The 15,446-nt window shown below is 66.2% G+C and carries 16 protein-coding genes; 9 read left to right on the top strand and 7 right to left on the bottom strand.

The genetic code is table 11. From position 1 onward, the window contains the following. Positions 1-3 precede the first annotated feature (3 nt). From FHX47_RS03560 to FHX47_RS03550, 3 genes are all read left to right on the top strand, one after another. Positions 4-1,002 carry a DegV family protein gene (locus FHX47_RS03560; RefSeq protein WP_183357478.1) on the top strand — a complete coding sequence of 333 codons (999 nt, stop codon included), beginning with the start codon at positions 4-6 and terminating at the stop codon, positions 1,000-1,002. Between the two features lie 128 nt (positions 1,003-1,130). After that, positions 1,131-1,934, top strand: coding sequence for a helix-hairpin-helix domain-containing protein (locus tag FHX47_RS03555; RefSeq protein WP_183357477.1), 804 nt, complete (start codon positions 1,131-1,133; stop codon positions 1,932-1,934). Next, positions 1,912-4,401, top strand: coding sequence for a ComEC/Rec2 family competence protein (locus FHX47_RS03550; protein ID WP_183357476.1), 2,490 nt, complete (start codon positions 1,912-1,914; stop codon positions 4,399-4,401). The genes FHX47_RS03555 and FHX47_RS03550 overlap by 23 nt, the downstream gene beginning before the upstream one ends. A 3-nt stretch (positions 4,402-4,404) precedes the next feature. Here the strand turns inward: FHX47_RS03550 and FHX47_RS03545 are convergent, their stop codons facing one another. Then, positions 4,405-5,109, bottom strand: a complete 705-nt coding sequence (locus FHX47_RS03545; protein WP_183357475.1) for a LysM peptidoglycan-binding domain-containing protein — start codon at positions 5,107-5,109, stop codon at positions 4,405-4,407. Between the two features lie 393 nt (positions 5,110-5,502). Between FHX47_RS03545 and FHX47_RS03540 the strand changes: the two genes are divergently transcribed. Next, entirely contained in the window at positions 5,503-6,276 is a 774-nt protein-coding gene (locus FHX47_RS03540) for a thioesterase family protein (RefSeq protein ID WP_183357474.1), read from the top strand. Between the two features lie 52 nt (positions 6,277-6,328). Beyond that, positions 6,329-7,261, top strand: a complete 933-nt coding sequence (locus tag FHX47_RS03535) for an EamA family transporter (protein ID WP_343064283.1) — start codon at positions 6,329-6,331, stop codon at positions 7,259-7,261. Here FHX47_RS03535 and FHX47_RS03530 read toward each other — a convergent pair. Further along, positions 7,173-8,417, bottom strand: coding sequence for an arginine deiminase (locus tag FHX47_RS03530; RefSeq protein WP_183357473.1), 1,245 nt, complete (start codon positions 8,415-8,417; stop codon positions 7,173-7,175). The two genes, FHX47_RS03535 and FHX47_RS03530, sit on opposite strands and share 89 nt — an antisense overlap. Before the next feature lie 67 nt (positions 8,418-8,484). Between FHX47_RS03530 and FHX47_RS03525 the strand changes: the two genes are divergently transcribed. Beyond that, positions 8,485-8,925, top strand: a complete 441-nt coding sequence (locus FHX47_RS03525) for an NUDIX hydrolase (RefSeq protein ID WP_343064282.1) — start codon at positions 8,485-8,487, stop codon at positions 8,923-8,925. A 6-nt stretch (positions 8,926-8,931) separates the two neighbouring features. Here FHX47_RS03525 and FHX47_RS03520 read toward each other — a convergent pair whose 3' ends face one another. Continuing rightward, the gene (locus FHX47_RS03520) at positions 8,932-9,675 is read right to left on the bottom strand and encodes a hypothetical protein (RefSeq protein WP_183357472.1); all 744 of its coding nucleotides are present in this window, start codon (positions 9,673-9,675) and stop codon (positions 8,932-8,934) included. Continuing rightward, on the bottom strand, positions 9,672-10,325 hold the full coding sequence (locus tag FHX47_RS03515; protein ID WP_183357471.1) for a SatD family protein: 654 nt from the start codon (positions 10,323-10,325) through the stop codon (positions 9,672-9,674). The genes FHX47_RS03520 and FHX47_RS03515 overlap by 4 nt, the downstream gene beginning before the upstream one ends. A 67-nt stretch (positions 10,326-10,392) precedes the next feature. On the opposite strand from FHX47_RS03515, the gene FHX47_RS03510 reads away from it, so the two are divergent. Further along, positions 10,393-10,905, top strand: coding sequence for an O-acetyl-ADP-ribose deacetylase (locus FHX47_RS03510; protein ID WP_183357470.1), 513 nt, complete (start codon positions 10,393-10,395; stop codon positions 10,903-10,905). Here FHX47_RS03510 and FHX47_RS03505 read toward each other — a convergent pair. After that, positions 10,877-12,202 (bottom strand): DEAD/DEAH box helicase, encoded by a 1,326-nt coding sequence (locus FHX47_RS03505; RefSeq protein ID WP_183357469.1) that lies wholly within the window; start codon positions 12,200-12,202, stop codon positions 10,877-10,879. The genes FHX47_RS03510 and FHX47_RS03505 overlap by 29 nt on opposite strands. Before the next feature lie 273 nt (positions 12,203-12,475). Between FHX47_RS03505 and FHX47_RS03500 the strand changes: the two genes are divergently transcribed. Beyond that, complete coding sequence (locus FHX47_RS03500) at positions 12,476-12,925, top strand: acyl-CoA thioesterase (RefSeq protein WP_183357468.1); 450 nt, start codon at positions 12,476-12,478, stop codon at positions 12,923-12,925. Between the two features lie 354 nt (positions 12,926-13,279). Here FHX47_RS03500 and FHX47_RS03495 read toward each other — a convergent pair whose 3' ends face one another. Then, positions 13,280-13,762, bottom strand: a complete 483-nt coding sequence (locus FHX47_RS03495; RefSeq protein WP_183357467.1) for a MarR family winged helix-turn-helix transcriptional regulator — start codon at positions 13,760-13,762, stop codon at positions 13,280-13,282. A 92-nt stretch (positions 13,763-13,854) separates the two neighbouring features. Between FHX47_RS03495 and FHX47_RS03490 the strand changes: the two genes are divergently transcribed. After that, positions 13,855-14,430, top strand: coding sequence for an NADPH-dependent F420 reductase (locus tag FHX47_RS03490; protein WP_183357466.1), 576 nt, complete (start codon positions 13,855-13,857; stop codon positions 14,428-14,430). A gap of 34 nt (positions 14,431-14,464) precedes the next feature. Here FHX47_RS03490 and FHX47_RS03485 read toward each other — a convergent pair whose 3' ends face one another. Further along, positions 14,465-15,439, bottom strand: a complete 975-nt coding sequence (locus tag FHX47_RS03485) for an MsnO8 family LLM class oxidoreductase (RefSeq protein ID WP_183357465.1) — start codon at positions 15,437-15,439, stop codon at positions 14,465-14,467. Positions 15,440-15,446 lie beyond the last annotated feature (7 nt).

Genomic DNA, 15,446 nt, shown 5'->3' with positions numbered 1-15,446 from the left:
CTGATGCCCCCCTCCTCGCCGGCAGAGCGCAACGCGGCATGGGCGGCTGCCGCAGAGGCGCAGCTGCTGAGTCGGCGCCGCCGGATGCAGGGGATCAGGCCCAATATGCGCCGCACCCGGGGTCGGATTGCGGTGCTCACCGACACCGCCAGCGCCCTGCCGCTGACCTGGCAGGGCACTGCGGACCTGGGGGTGCTGGGCGAGCACCTGAGCGTGGTGGCCATACCGGTGATGATCGACTACCCGCATAATGCCGCCCAGATCTATCCGGAGGCCTCCGAGGAGCTTGACCGCGACCTGCCGCTGGCGTTGGCCCAGGGGATCGGGGTGCGCACCTCCCGGCCTTCGCCCGGGCGGCTGAGCGAGGTCTACCGCCGGCTGCAGGGCCAAGGGTTCGCCGGCATCGCGGCGATCCACCTGTCTGCCAAACTCTCCGGAACTGCCGATGCGGCGCGGCTGGCCGCCGAGGACGTTGAGATCCCGGTCTCGGTGGTCGACTCTGAGCAGGCCGGCCTCGGCCTGGGGGAGGCCGTGATCGAAGCAGCCATCACCGCTCGGCTGGGCGGAACCCTTCGGGACGTGGTGGAGGCGGCCCAGCGCAGCGCCGCCGCAGCGGATTCGCTCTTCGTGGTGCCCAACCTTGAACAGCTGCGCCGCGGCGGGAGGATCAACCGGCTCTCCTCCATCCTGGGTTCACTGATGGGGGTGAAACCGCTGCTGGGCCTGCGTTCAGGAGAAGTGGTGCTGCTGGAGCGCCCACGCAGCCTGCCCCGGGCGATCGAGCGGCTGCGGGACACTGCTGTGGCAAGTGCCCAGTCTCTGCCGGAGGCGAGGCTCGGTGTGCACTGCTTCGGCAACCCGGACCAGGGCGCCGCGTTGGCCGAAGAGCTCACCGAACACTCTGCGGCGCCGGTGCCGGTTATCGACGTTCCGCCGGTGTTGGCAGCCCACATGGGCCTGGGTGCGCTGGCCGTCTCGGTCACCGGCGGCTCCCCACACTAGCCCGACGCTACGACGGCACTGCATACCTTTTCCCCACTGACCCTCGCGCGGCTGTGACACGGGGTCAACTGCACAGAAGCACCAGCACGGCAGCCGGTGTGGTGCGCTGATTGCTTAGCCTCGCGAGTATGGAGCGCGAGCACGACAACGACTTCCAGCGGCTGCTGAGCCGCCGGGAACGCCTGCGTGCCGACCGTCAGGCCGCCCACGCAGCACCCGGTCGCATTCGACTGCGCATGGGTGCGGTGGTCGTGATCATCGCCGCACTGCTGAGTTGGCTGATCGTCTCCTGGCTCACCGGCGCCGACTCATCCGGTGAGGCGCTGCCGGAATCGGCAGAACTCGATTCCTCCGCCACGCAGCGTCCGGCAGAGCGGCCCGCCCAGACATCGACGGAAACCTCGGATTCGGGGCAGGGCCTCAGTCCCCATGAGCCGGGCCCCCAGGAGACTGGGCCCCAAGATGCGGGCACCGAAGATCGCGCTCCAGTCGTGGTGCATGTCGCCGGGGCCGTGGAGCATCCCCAGGTGGTCGAGGTCGAAGCCGGTGCCCGAGCAGCCGACGCCGTCGAAGCCGCCGGAGGGCTCACCGAGGACGCCGCCGCCGAAGGGGTCAACCTGGCGGCCCAAGCCGTCGACGGCAGCTTCATCTGGGTGCCCACCGCCGAAGAGCTCAGCGCCGATGCCCCGGGGCCACCGGCAGCCTCTGGCCAGCACGAGGCCGGACAGCCGGAAAAGCAGGGTCCCATCAACCTCAACACAGCGTCAGCCCAGGAGCTGGAGGAGCTCTCCGGCATCGGCCCCGCTCTGGCTGAGCGGATCATCAGCTACCGAGAGACCAACGGCGGATTCAGCTCCCTGAACGAACTTGCCGCCGTCAGCGGGATCGGCCCGGCGGTCATTGAGAACATTGCAGACGACGTCGACTGGTGAACCCACTGGCGGCGAGCCGGAGGCGCAGACCCACCCTGACCCGTCGTCCCAGCCACTGGATCTGCGTCTGCTGCCCGCTGCCCTGGTGGCCTGGGTCGCGGCGCTGACTGCCATCTACTCAGCAGCGGAAGTCTCCCTGCGGCTCGGCGCCGTTCTGGGTGCGGTCGGCGTCGTCAGCGCCGCTGTGCTGTGGCTTCTTCCGCGAGCTTCCTCAGCCGCGTTGTGGGGCACAGCTGTGCAGAGCGTGCTGTGTCTGGTGATTGGGGCCTGCGTGATGATCTCGGCAGGCATGACTCAGCACCGGCAGGAGTCCACCGGCTGGGCCGAGGCCGTTGAATCAGACATACCTGTCCAGCTCACGCTGCGCGTCTCGACCGATCCGCAGCCGCTGGTCAGCCCCGGCCCACATGGTGAGGAGTCTTCGGGCATCCGCACCCAAGCGGTGGTCACCCATGCCCGCCTCGGGGCAGAGCAGCAGCCGCAGCGCATCGGCTCAGATGTGGTGCTGTTCGATCGCGGCGATGAGCCCGCGGAACTGGTCGCCGGTAGGCGTTACCGGCTGACGGCGACCCTGTCACCCGCCCGTTCCGGCGATCAGGCCGCAGCCTTGGTGACTCCCTTTGGAGACCATGAGCCCCAGTCACTGCCTGAAGACAGCTGGACCCAGGTGACCAGCCTGTTCAACAGTGTCCGCTCGGCTACCACGCAGGCTGCCGGTGTGGCCGCCGGTGACGGATCGGCGCTGCTTCCCGGCATCGTGTTGGGGGACCGGTCCCAGCAGGGCCCGGAGCTGACTGAGTCGATGCGCGTCGCGGGCCTGAGCCATATGACTGTCGTCTCCGGCACCCATACCTCGCTGGTGATGGGAGCGCTTCTCGGTCTGCTGAGATGCAGTCGGGCACCGCGCTGGATGATCCCACCGGTGCTCATTGTCGGACTGGTGCTCTACGTGCTGCTGGTGCAGCCGGCGCCCAGCGTGATCCGCGCGGCGGTGATGGGCAGCATCGGCGCCCTGGCAGTCTTCGCCGGACGTGGTCGAGCATCTTCGGCACTGCTGTGCAGCTGTGTCATCATCCTGCTGCTCTACAACCCCTGGTACGCATCGAACGCTGCCATGCAGCTGTCCGCAGCCGCCACGGCCGGAATTGTGGCGGTGGGGCACCGGCTGAAGCTGATCTTCGACCGGTGGATGCCAGCGGTGCTTGCAGGACCGCTGGCACTGGCCGTTTCAGCTCAGCTGTTCGTCACCCCAGTGCTGCTGCCGATCGCGGAGGGCATCACGCTCTACAGCATTCCGGCCAACATCCTGGCGGGACCGCTGCTGCCCTTCGCAGCAGTGCCGGGGACCTTGGCGGCAGTGCTGATCGGCGCAATGCCCTGGGTGAGCACCGGGCTGCTGTGGGTTGCCGGCTTCCCAGCGGCCGGGATCGCAGCCATCGGCACCTGGGTCAGCGAACTGCCCCAGGCACTGGCACCCTGGCCCGAAGGGTGGCAGGGCTGGGCGATGGCGGGACTGTATGTGGCCGCCGCGCTCGTGCTCTGCTGGCCCATTGTTCAGGCCCGTCGTCCGCGCCGCGGCGAACTGAGCATCTTGGGGGTGGCAGCCGGAATGCTGGCCGGAGTCATCCTGCCGGCGGGCACACTGTTTGCTGCGGGACCGGCTGAACAGTGGAGGTTCGCGCTGTGCGACGTCGGCCAGGGGGACATGCTGGTGGTACGTACTGCAGAGCGGGCAGGAATCGTCGTCGACGCCGGCGAGGATCCGCAGCCGGCGGAACAGTGTCTGCAGCGACTGGGCATTGACACAGTGGAGGTGCTGATGGTCACCCATGAGCACCATGACCACTACGGCGGAGCACCTGGTGTGGCCCAGGCCGCCGACATTGAGCAGATCATCTACTCCGCCACTGCGGGCTGGGGCCCCCGTGAAGTCATTGCGGAGTTGGACGCTGACTTCAGTGAGATTCCAGAGCGTCGTGGGCAGGTGGGGGACCGGCAGGTCTATGGCGGACCGTATCCTGCCGCCTGGAGCATATGGGCCGCTGCGGACTACCACCCCAGCGCCAATGACAACTCACTGGTGACACTCTTCGAGATCTGGGATGAAAAAGGGCCAGCAGACGCAGTCGGATCCGCGAACGATCCGCTGCGCCTGCTGGCCCTGGGCGACCTCGAAGAGGACGCCGCTCAAATACTGCTGCACGCCGAGTCACTGCCGAAACACGTGGACGTGCTCAAAGTTGCTCATCACGGTGCCGCCAACGGTGGAACACAGATCCTGCAGGATCTTCAGCCACCGGTCGCGCTGATCGGCGTCGGTGAAGATAACTCCTACGGCCACCCCACCCCCGGCATCATCGATGCCTTGGGGCAGTGGGGCTCTGCCGTCTACCGCACTGATCTGCACGGCACCGTAGTGTTCAGCCTCTCAGCCGAGGGGCGGCTGGAGGCCGAAACGTTGAACTGAGATTCAGTTGACGACCGGCAGCTTGAGCTCGTCACCGACGAAGATCACGTTGGGATCTTCGATGGTGTCGGCGTTAGCGCCCCACAGGGCTTGCCAGTCGAAGCCGTAGTCAGCAGCGATGGAGGACAGGGAGTCACCGGAGGCAACCGTGTAGGTTTCCCCGCTGACCTGAACATCACCGGCCGGTGCGTAGGACTGCTGCTGCGGCTGAGGGGCCGGCTGCGTCTGCTGCTGCGGCTGGGGAGCTGGCTGAGTGTACTCCTGCTGGGGAGCCTGCTGTGTCTGCTCCTGGGGGGCCTGCTGTGTCTGCTGCTGCTGAGGTGCTTGCTGCTGCTGCTCCGGGGCGGGGGCCCCGCCGCCGCTGGGGTCACCCGAGAGGCCCAGCTGAGCGGAGCAGGACGGCCATGCGCCCCAGCCCTGCATGGACTGCAGGTTTTCGGCCACCCGAATCTGCTCAGACTTGGAAGCCTGGTGGGGCATACCGGAACCGCCGGCGGCCTGCCAGGACTGCGGGGTGAACTGCAGTCCGCCGTAGAAGCCGTTGCCGGTGTTGATGGACCAGTCGCCGCCGGACTCGCACTCGGCGAGACGGTCCCAGTCACTGGAGGCGGAGGCAACGGGTGCCTGAGCGACCATAGCGCCGCCGGCCAGAGTCGCTGCGGCCATTGAGCCGCCGACCAGCTGCTTGAGGGTCTTGGAAGTCTTCATGGAGTAGTGTTTCCCTTACTCGTCTGGGTGATCTGAACATGCAGTGTGTGAGCCTCAGAGAAGGTCACACGCACATCACAGAAGATGTTCGTGTACCAGTAAAATGTCTCAAAGAGATTACGTCAACCCGTGATACAAGCCACTCAATGGACAAGAACCCCGGAATCATGCCGATCCCGGCCCGTTATCGTCCCGTTACATGGGTTTCTGTGACTTTTCTGTGAGAGTTGTTCCGGCGGTTGTGCGGCACACTCTTGGTCTGAGCCACCACCTGCACCTGGGTGTGCCGATTCGTGCCGTCCGCCCAGTCAGAGCAGAATGGCCGCAGGGGCCGTGACCAGCGGAGCAGCCGCGGGGTGGCCCGATCAGAGGTTGGACAGCTGAGGAGTGAAATTGGCGTACTTCGAACGGATTGATGACACGCGCTTTCGGGCCACAGAGCACGTCAGCGGGGCCTGGAACGAACAGGAGCAGCATATCGCTCCTGCACTGGGGCTCATGGCACATGTCCTGGAGCTTCACCGGGATGCCCGGCGCGAGGACCGGATGCGGATCAGTTCGCTGCACTACGACATTCTGGGTCCGGTGCCGGTGGGAGAGGTCGACGTCGTCTGCCGGGTCGTGCGCCCGGGCCGGACCATCGAGCTGGTGGAGGTAGAGCTGAGCTACCAACAGCGGACCATCGTGCTGCTGCGCAGCTGGCTGCTCGCTGAGTTCGACGCCGACCACGTCCAGGGCGGCGACCTGCCCAGGATCACCGGCCCGCAGAGCTTCGAACCCTGGGATGCGACAAGCCTCTGGCCCGGTGGTCTGATCCGCTCCATCGAGGGCCGACGACGGGAAGAATCCCCCGGCCGTGCCCAGGCATGGATCAGAACTGCCCACGCACTGGTCGCCGATGAGCAGGTCAGTGACACCGCGCGGTTCATCGGACTCTTCGACGTCTCCAATGGTGTGGCCGTCCGCGCCAAGCCCGACGAAGTGGTCTTCCCCAATGTGGAGCTGACCGCCCAGCTCTTCCGGGACCCCACCGGGGAATGGGTCGGCTATGACACCACAGTGACATTCGGCCCGGACGGTCGAGGACTGACCCACACCATCATCCACGACCAGAGCGGACCGATCGGGGCCGTCACCCAGGCACTGACCGTGCGCCCGCAGCGCTGACCGGGACAAGACGCATTTCGTCGGCGCCTCTGAAGAGGGGCAGAATGTCGGTGTGAGCTCCCCCCTGCAGGACAAGCCCGGTCGTGGCCTGGCTGTGATCGGCACTGCTGCCTTCAGCAGCCAATCCGGTGCGGCAGTGGGCTCACAGGCCTTCGACACACTCACCCCGGTCGGCGTGGTGGCCGGGCGCCAACTGGTGGCCGCCGTGCTGATGGGCGCGGTCGTACGCCCCAAGTTCTGGCGATACACCCGCAGCCAATGGGTGCCGGTGGTGCTGCTGGCGGTGTTCTTCGCCGGAATGAACTCCTTCCTCTATGCCGCAGTGGACCGCATCGGCCTGGGGATGGCAGTGACCATCGAGTTCCTGGGCCCGCTGGCAGTGGCGCTGTACTTCTCCAGAGGAGCCGGACGGGGAGGCCGCGGCATCGTCTGCGCCGTCCTGGCCCTGGCCGGGGTGGTGCTCTTGGCCCGCCCCGGACCCACAAGCGACTTCCTGGGTCTGGCGATGGCGCTGGTGGCCGGTGTGTGCTGGGGCGGCTACATCGTGACCAACCGGGTAGTGGGAAAACGAGTCCCCGGCGTCGAAGGCACGGCAGTGGCCACGATGCTCTCGGCCACTGGGATGCTGCCGGTGGCGGCGGTGATCATCTGGAACATGCAGCCACCACCGCAGGCCTACCTCTTCGCCATCATCGCCGGGGTGCTCTCCACCGTGGTGCCCTACAGCCTGGACCTAATCGTGCTGCGCCACATCTCTGCGATGATCTTCGGCCTGGGCACCTCGCTGCACCCGCTGTTCGCCGCACTGATCGGCGCAGTCTTCCTGCAGGAGCACATTCCGATCATCTCCTGGGGCGGCGTGGTGCTGGTGGCGGCGGCCAACGCCCTGGCGCTGATCAGGCCACCGGATCCCGAAGCGTCGGACAGCTCATACAGCGCGGACCACCCCGACCCCGGCCCAGCTCCCCACCAGGAACCTCGATAACGTCGACCCCAGATTCACGCAGGAACGCGTTGGATGTCGGAGTGCGGTCATAGGCGATCACCACGCCCGGGGCGACTGCCAAAGCGTTGCACCCGTCGTCCCACTGCTCTCTGGCCGCGGAGTGCACATCCTGCTCGGCGGTCAGAATCCGCAGACCATGCAGACCCAGCGCATCAGCGATCGCCCGGTGGGCGTGACCGGGTTCGTGGCCCACAATGTTCAGCTCAGGGTCGCCGTCGCCGGTGCTGAGTCCGCGCGGAGTGATGGTGTAGGAGGCGACGTCGCCGAGTCCGGCGTATTCGATGAACGAATGCTCGTCGACCATGGTCATCACCGTGTCCAGATGCATGAAGTGCCGGGCCACCGGCAGCCGCAGCGCGACCACCCGGTCGGCCTGGCCGCCGGCGAAGAGACGCTTGGCCAGCCGTTCGATCCCCTGAGGCGTGGTGCGCTCGCTCATGCCCACCAGCACCGCACCGTTGCCGAGCACCAGCACATCGCCGCCCTCCACCGTGGCCCGGCCGTCGGAGATGCCCTCGGACCAGCGGCTGAAATCAGTGGAGGTGAACCGCGGGTGCCAGCGGTAGATGGCCTCATAGGTCACCGCCTCACGCATCCGGGCCGGCTTGTTCATTGAGCTGACTGCCACCCCGCCGTAGACCCAGCAGGAGGCGTCGCGGGCAAAGAGGTGGTTCGGCAGCGCAGAGACGACCAGGTCGTCGGCAGCCATCGAGTGCAGCACCACCGAGCGCGGCTCATCAATGCGCTCCAACAGCTCACGTTTGGTCATTCCGCCGATGACCAGCTCAGCGAGCTCCGCGACACTCATCGACTCGGCCATGTGCCGCAGCGCCGGCACCGCCGCGGGCCCGTGGACCCGCTCATCGAAGGTGTGGTCCAGCACATACTCCTTGGCCGCAGGCTCACTCAGCGTCTCACGCAGCAGCGCATCCAGGTGGAGCACCTCGGCCCCGGCGTCATCCAACGCCTGAGTGAACATGTCGTGCTCCTCCTGGGCCCGCCGCACCCACAGCAGGTCATCAAAGAGCAGCGCCTCCTTAGTCTCCGGAGTCAGCCGCAGCAGCTCGGTGCCGGGTCGGTGGACAATGACCTGTTTCAGCTGACCGACTTCGGAGCCGACATAGAGACTGTTCATGCTCCTCATGCTGGCACAGTCGCGCGCCAGGTGTCAGTGTCCTGCCGTCTCGCTTAGACTCTTACCGGTGAGCAGACAGACTATATACGTCGCCGCTGTGGTGATCATGGACCCCACCCGACGCGTGCTGACGGTGCGCAAGCGCGGAACCGCTCGATTCATGCAGCCGGGCGGCAAGCCCGAACCTGGAGAGAGCGGTGTGCAGACCGCGGTACGGGAGGTCGCTGAGGAGATCGGACTGCAGCTGCGGGCCGAACAGCTCACCGCAATGGGAACCTTCCATGCCGCGGCCGCCAATGAGGCGGGGTTTCAGGTGGTGTGCGAAAACTTCATGGTCACCCTAGACGACGATGCCGGCGAAGTCCTCAGCCAGATCCAGCCGGCTGCTGAGATTGCCGAGCTGCGCTGGGTTCCGCTGCAGCAGCTGCACCCCAGCGAGGACTTGGCTCCGCTGCTGACCGATGAGATCGCCCCGGCGGTGCGGCGACTGATCACAGCTTCAAGGTGAGCCCCCTCAGCCCAGCAGGGTCAGGCGCAGCAGGCCTGCTGCCCCGATGGCCAGCGCCCAGCTGACGAAGCTGCCCACCAGAAAGTACTCCGCCCGGTTGCCGTGCTCCTGATCCGCCTGGATTTCCGGGAACCGCACAATGCCTTTGGCGGCGAAGAGCCCGGCTGCTGCCGGGTAGGCGCCGATGATCAGCAGCCAGGCCAGGGTGAGCCGCTCCAGGGGGCCGATCCAGCGCCCACCCTTCAGCTGTGGACCGGGTGCGGCCGGGATCTCACCCAGCGGGGCGGTCTCACGCTTCAGTGCGGCACGGACCAGAGCGTTGGAGCTCACCGCGAGGAACAGCGTCAGCCCGGTGGCCAGCACGAGGGTCTCTTCGGTGAGCCGGCCGATCAGCGGCACCGAGGTGAAGATGGAGCCGGTGGTCAGTTCTGCGCTCAGCACCGCTAGGGAGGTCAGCAGCAGAAAGAGGATAATCATCGCCGCCCGGCGCCGCGGGGAGGCCAGCAGCTGATGCGTGGGCACCAGCGCAGGCCCGATCTGGACGGTGACGAACCAGACCAGGATTCCTGGGGTCGCCATCACAGCCTGCCACCACGGGATCACCGCGGCGGCTGTGGCCGCCGCCAGCACGGTGAGGCAGAAGATCCCCAGCAGCAGGATTCTGGCCGGCACCGTCCAGCGGCGCGGGGTCAGGACCCGCAGAGCGTCTCCGCCGCCGATGGCGATCAGGATGACTCCCAGTACTGTCATGGGCTGCCCAGTGCTCCGTTCTCCACATCACGAGTCAGTTCGTTCAAGCCGATAATCAGATCTGCCGCGCCTGAGGTGCGCAGCGACTTGGAGACTGCCGGCTGGGTGACTCCCACCTCGGCGGCGATCTGGTCCTGACTCTTTCCCTCGGCCACCCCCCGAGCGTACCGGCGAGCGTTGACACTCATGCTGGACATCAGGTGGTCGCGGGCGAACAGATACGCGTTGACCACGGCGTCGTCGTGCGTCTGTGGGCCGAGGAACCGGGTGCGCAGGCTCCGGTGGCGCTTCTGCAGATCGGCGACCTCTTCTATGGCCTGCCGCGCTCGCCACCAGCCGGGTCCGTCCTGGATCTGATCAGAGGCGGCACTGTCCACGGCGAAGACTTCGCCCTGGCCCAGGCCGAAGCGCAGCTGCGGACCATCCTCGTGCAGCAGCGCAGCGTAGAGAGTGGCGGCCAAGGCCTGGTTGCGTGAACCGTAGACGGCTTGGAGCTCATCGCCGACAGTGGGGGAGAAGGGCTTGATCGGCGGAAAAGTTTCGGTGATGGTGGTCAGCAGGTGCTCGGTGCGGCGCTGCACCGCCGACCGGTCGGAGTATGACCGCGACCGGATCACATCGGCGATCACCGCGACATGTTCAGAACTCATACCATGAGTATAAAGGTTATATTTCGAGAATATAACCCCTGATGGAATAAACCTCGGGAGGGTTTCCATGCAAGTCAGCATTATCGACGGCGATATCACGGCCCAGGACGTCGATGCGATCGTCAACGCCGCGAACTCGTCACTGCTGGGCGGAGGAGGAGTGGACGGTGCGATCCACCGGGCTGCCGGACCCCAGCTGCTGGAGCACTGCAAGCAGCTGCGCGACACCGACTGGCCGGACGGGCTGCCGCCGGGGGAAGCCGCGCTCACACCGGGGGCTGAACTGAAGGCCCAGTATGTGATTCACACGGTTGGTCCCAACCGCACAGCCGGTCAGACCGACCCGCAGGTCCTGGAGTCCTGCTTTCGCCGCAGCCTGCAGGAGGCCGCAGCGAAAGCAGCGAAGACCATCGCATTTCCGGCCATCGGCGCCGGAGTCTACGGGTGGGACCCCGCCGATGTGGCTGAGGCGGCACACCGGGTTCTCACCGAGGAGGCTGAATTGGCCGAGCGCTTCACAGAAATCCGCTTTGTGCTCTTCAGCCCCGAGATCAGCGAGATCTTCCGGCAGCGGTTCTGACGCTGCGCGAGGCGCTGCGACGGGACCGGCCGCCGTGCCCACCGCTGTGCCCCGCGGTCTGGCGGCCGCGGCCACCTGAACTGCCTGAGCTGCCCTGGCGACGACGCTGGGGAGCAGGTGCCGGTGCCGGCTTCACATAGGGGGCCGTCTCGCCCACCAGTTGGGTGACGGTGTCCGAATCGCTGCTGACCGCCTGCGGGGTGGCCTTGATGGCCGCCTTGCGCAGCAGCTGCTGAGCGTCGCGGCGCTGGTCGGGCAGGATGATGGTGGCCACGTCCCCGGAGCTGCCGGCGCGTGCGGTGCGGCCTGAACGGTGCAGATAGGCTTTGTGCTCGGCCGGAGGGTCCACGTGGACCACCAGCTCCACCGAATCCACATGCACCCCTCGGGCGGCGATATCGGTGGCGACCAGTACGCGCACATCCGGTCCGCTGAAGGCGGCAAGGTTGCGGTCGCGCTGATTCTGCGAGAGGTTGCCGTGCAGATCTACTGCCGGGATGCCCTGGGTGGTCAGCTGCTTGGCGAGCTTCTTGGCCTGGTGCTTGGTGCGGGTGAAGAGGATCCGGCGGCCGGTGCCCGAAGCCAGCGCTCGGACCAGCGGCTTCTTCTCATCAGCGGAGACTTCGAACACGTGGTGGGTCATATCCGGGACCGACGAGGTCGCCTCGTCTACTGAGTGCATCACCTCGTTGTTGAGGAACCGGCGCACCAGCTTGTCCACCTCGCTGTCCAATGTGGCGGAGAAGAACATGCGTTGGCCCCGCTCAGGGGTCTGGGCGAGCAGCCGGGTGACCACCGGCAGGAACCCCAGGTCAGCCATATGGTCGGCTTCATCAAGGACGGTGATCTCAATATCGTCCAGGGTCAGCAGACCCTGCTTGAGCAGGTCGTCCAACCGCCCCGGACAGGCGACGACGACGTCGACCCCGCCGCGCAGCGCATTGACCTGACGGTTCTGGCTGACACCGCCGAAGATCGTGGTAGTGCGCAGCTTATGGGCGGCGGCCAGCGGCTCCAGGACACCGTTGATCTGGGTGGCCAGTTCGCGGGTGGGGGCCAGAATCAGCGCACGCGGGCGTGAGGGAGCGGAGCGGGCCCCGGACTTGGCCAGCGCGGTCACCACTGGGATGCAGAAGCCCAGAGTCTTGCCGGAGCCGGTTTTGCCGCGGCCCAGCACATCGCGGCCGGCCAGCGTGTCCGGCAGGGTCTGCTGCTGGATGGGGAAAGCATCGGTCTTACCTTCAGCCGCCAGCACGTCCACCAAGGGGGCAGGAACGCCGAGCTGGGCAAAGGTCATAGAAGAATCGGAGATGGCGTGAGCCTTTCAAACTGGGTCAGACGCGCACGGGTGTCCCATGAGGTCTGACAGATGGCGAAAAGCACCGGAACGGTGCACTTCAGTCGCCGCGAGAAATTCAGTGCTGAAACCCGAACCGCAATATTTTCTGGCCCGGTGAGCAAGGCGTTCTTACGACGCACGGCGCCCCGATCGGAGCACCTGATCTCTATTCTAGCTGATCAGCGGGACAGGAGCACACAGGATGGAAGGTTGGCCGCTAGAGTGGCCACCATGTCTGAGATTCGTATCCCGATCCAACTGCGTTGGGGAGACCAGGATGCCTACGGGCACATCAATAATGTGGCCATCATGCGGATACTGGAGGAGGCCCGCGCACGGGCATTCTGGAGTGGCTCTGCAGACCCTGAAGAGACGGGCATTCTGCCACCGCTGACATCGGGTCAGCCGGTGTGGACTCTGGTGGCCGACTTTCAGCTGAAGTACCGCCAGCAGCTGGACTATCAGCGGGAACCGGTCATCGTGGAGATGTCCATCCCCACAATCGGCGGAGCCAGCTTCGTGATCAACTACGGACTCAGAGCCGCAGCTGAGGATCCCACACCGAAGATCACTGCAGCCTCGACCTTGGTGATGGTCGACAGTGTCACCGGCCGGCCCCAGCGCATTGATGCTGAAACGCGCAGTCGGCTGCGGCTCTGGTCCGGCGACGACGACTCGTAGCACCGGGTGCGGCTGGTCAGCGAGAGGCCTTCGGCCCGCGCGGACTCAGCGAGGGCATTGTGCACATCATCAGGCGCATCACGGTCTGCAGCACCTTGGTCATGGGCGATCAGATCCCCATGACCAGGCGGATGCCGTCGGTGATCTTGGAGTCTGCGTAACGGGGCACGTGCCCGACCGGTTACGGTTCGGGGAACTCGCGGCTGACCGGGCCGACCTGCGAGACCACGGCGACGGAGTACTTGCTGAGCCCGGAAGGAAATCGTCCGACACGAGCGTCGCCGGTCGAGTTCCAAAAGCGCCGCATTCGGCCTCGAGACGGCTTCCCAGTAGGGGTGCGCAGGGCGGAACGGGTCAGCGCGAGGAGGCGAACATTCGTCCCTGGGGGTCGAGTTCGCCCAGCAGAGCTTCGGTGATAGCAGAGAGCTGCTCCACCTGCTCGTCGGAGAGGCGGTCGAACACCAGCTGACGCACGTTCTCGACATGACCTGGGGCCGCGGCGACGACCTTCGCCCAACCCGCCTCGGTGAGGGTGACGTTCTTGGCCCGTCGATCCTCTGCGCAGGCTGAACGCTCCACCAACGCAGTCTTCTCCAATCCGGTGAGCACCCGGGAGAGCCGGGGCAGGGTGGCGTTGGTCATGGTGGCCAGCTCGGTGATGCGCAGGGTGCGTTCCGGCGCCTCGGACAATGAGGCCAGTGCAAAGTACTCGAAGTGAGTCAGATCCTGGTCGCGGCTGAGCTGGGCGTCCAGTGCCCCCGGCATCAGTTCGAGCACGGCGGCAGTGCGCAGCCAGGCCCTCTGTTCGTCATCATCGAGCCAGCGTGTGTCAGTCATGGTCTTACCCCTCTCATGGTTGCATCTACAACTATACCCTTGTAGCATTGTAGTTGTACATACAAGTAAAAGCGTCAGAGGAGTTCAACACTATGACTACCTTCACCATCTTCGGCAACGGAGCCATGGCCACTGCGATCGCTAGTGTGGTGACCGGCGGCGGCGCCACTGTCGAGCACATCGGCAGCAATGACAAAGACGCAGCCGTCAACGGAGACATCGTCGTGCTGGCGGTGCCGTATCCTGCGCTGGAGCAGATCACCGCGCAGTACGCGGAGAAGCTCGCCGGCAAGGTCGTCCTCGACATCACCAACCCGCTGAACTTCGAGACCTTCGACTCCCTGGTGGTGCCCTCCGACAGCTCCGCGGCGGCCGAACTGGCGGACGCACTGCCCTCATCGACCGTCCTGAAGGCCTTCAACACCAACTTCGCCGCCACGCTGAGCTCACAGACCGTCGGGGATAACCGCACCTCGGTGCTGATCGCCGGCGACGACGATGCTGCTAAGCAGAATCTGGCCTCGGCAGTGCAGGCCGGAGGAGTCGACGCAGTCGACGTCGGTTCGCTCAAGCGTGCCCGTGAGCTGGAGGCGATCGGCTTCCTGCAGCTCACCCTGGCCGCCGGCGAAAAGACCCAGTGGACCACCGGATTCACCCTGGTCCGCTGAATTCGCCCCTCGCCCAGCGAGGTTCAATGCAGGCTCAGCCTGTGACCAACTGGGCCATCTCGGCGTCGATGCCGGCCAGGGCCTGACGGTCATAGGTAGAGGTGGAGACCATCAGCTCGTCAGCGCCGGTGGTCTCCACCAACTGCTCCAGCCGGCTGCCCACTGCGGCGCGGGTGCCGGCGACGGCGCGGCCCATCGACTTCTCCACTCGCCGCTGCGTCTGGGCGCTCCACTTCTGGCTGCGGATCTCTTCTACGGGCTCCAGAGGACCGAACGCGCCGGTCTCTCTGGCCCGGGCCATCGCATAGATCTCCGGCAGGGCAAGCCCGCGGGCCTCAGCCTCGGTGTCGGCAAGGTAGACGTCCGTGGAGATGATCACCGCCGGTTCGGCCGCCGCCGACGACGGGATGAAGTCCCGGCGGTAGGCAGTCATGGCCTCTGAGATGTCAGGATCCTGAAGAATCGGCCCGCCGACCACCACCGGCATCCCCAGCGCGGCGGCCGTCTTCAGGCCCTGCCCGGTGGCCAGCAGAAACGGCTGCGGACTCTGCCGGGCGAGTGGCCGGGCGGTCACCGCCGCTGAGCGGTCCAGGTAGCTGAGCAGCTCGGCGAGGTCCTCGGCATAGGTGTCGACGTCGTCGGTGTTCTGTCGCAGTGCCCGGCGCACCGGTTCGGTGAAGCCTAAGGTCCGGCCCAGCCCCAGGTCGATCCGGTCGGGATAGAGCGCCTGGAGCATCAGGAACTGCTCAGCGACCACCAGAGGCTGGTGCTGCGGCAGCATCACCCCGCCGGAACCAAGCCGGATGCGGGAGGTGTGCGCCCCGGCTGCCGCCAGCAGCACGGCGGGGGAGCCGGAGGCGATGCCGGGCACCGCATGGTGCTCAGCGGCCCAGAAGCGGGCATAGCCCAGCCGCTCTGCGTTCACCGCTCGCTCCACGGAATGGCTCAGCGCCGCAGCCTCGGGGTGCCCGGTGCGGGTTCGGGAACGATCCAGCAGAGAGAGTCTCACATTCCTG

The sequence above is a fragment of the Garicola koreensis genome, assembly GCF_014195445.1.
Taxonomy (GTDB): Bacteria; Actinomycetota; Actinomycetes; order Actinomycetales; family Micrococcaceae; genus Nesterenkonia; species Nesterenkonia koreensis.
The sequence above is the reverse complement of the archived record's forward strand: the minus strand, read 5'-3'. Positions and strand labels throughout refer to the sequence as shown.

Coding starts and splice junctions, on each gene's coding strand:
- FHX47_RS03560 (WP_183357478.1), top strand. CDS start 4: ATGCCCCCCTCCTCGCCGGCAGAGCGCAACGCGGCATGGGCGGCTGCC.
- FHX47_RS03545 (WP_183357475.1), bottom strand. CDS start 5,109: ATGAAGACTTCCAAGACCCTCAAGCAGCTGGTCGGCGGCTCAATGGCC.
- FHX47_RS03490 (WP_183357466.1), top strand. CDS start 13,855: ATGACTACCTTCACCATCTTCGGCAACGGAGCCATGGCCACTGCGATC.
- FHX47_RS03515 (WP_183357471.1), bottom strand. CDS start 10,325: ATGAGTTCTGAACATGTCGCGGTGATCGCCGATGTGATCCGGTCGCGG.
- FHX47_RS03530 (WP_183357473.1), bottom strand. CDS start 8,417: ATGAACAGTCTCTATGTCGGCTCCGAAGTCGGTCAGCTGAAACAGGTC.
- FHX47_RS03495 (WP_183357467.1), bottom strand. CDS start 13,762: ATGACTGACACACGCTGGCTCGATGATGACGAACAGAGGGCCTGGCTG.
- FHX47_RS03510 (WP_183357470.1), top strand. CDS start 10,393: ATGCAAGTCAGCATTATCGACGGCGATATCACGGCCCAGGACGTCGAT.
- FHX47_RS03500 (WP_183357468.1), top strand. CDS start 12,476: ATGTCTGAGATTCGTATCCCGATCCAACTGCGTTGGGGAGACCAGGAT.
- FHX47_RS03505 (WP_183357469.1), bottom strand. CDS start 12,202: ATGACCTTTGCCCAGCTCGGCGTTCCTGCCCCCTTGGTGGACGTGCTG.
- FHX47_RS03555 (WP_183357477.1), top strand. CDS start 1,131: ATGGAGCGCGAGCACGACAACGACTTCCAGCGGCTGCTGAGCCGCCGG.
- FHX47_RS03520 (WP_183357472.1), bottom strand. CDS start 9,675: ATGACAGTACTGGGAGTCATCCTGATCGCCATCGGCGGCGGAGACGCT.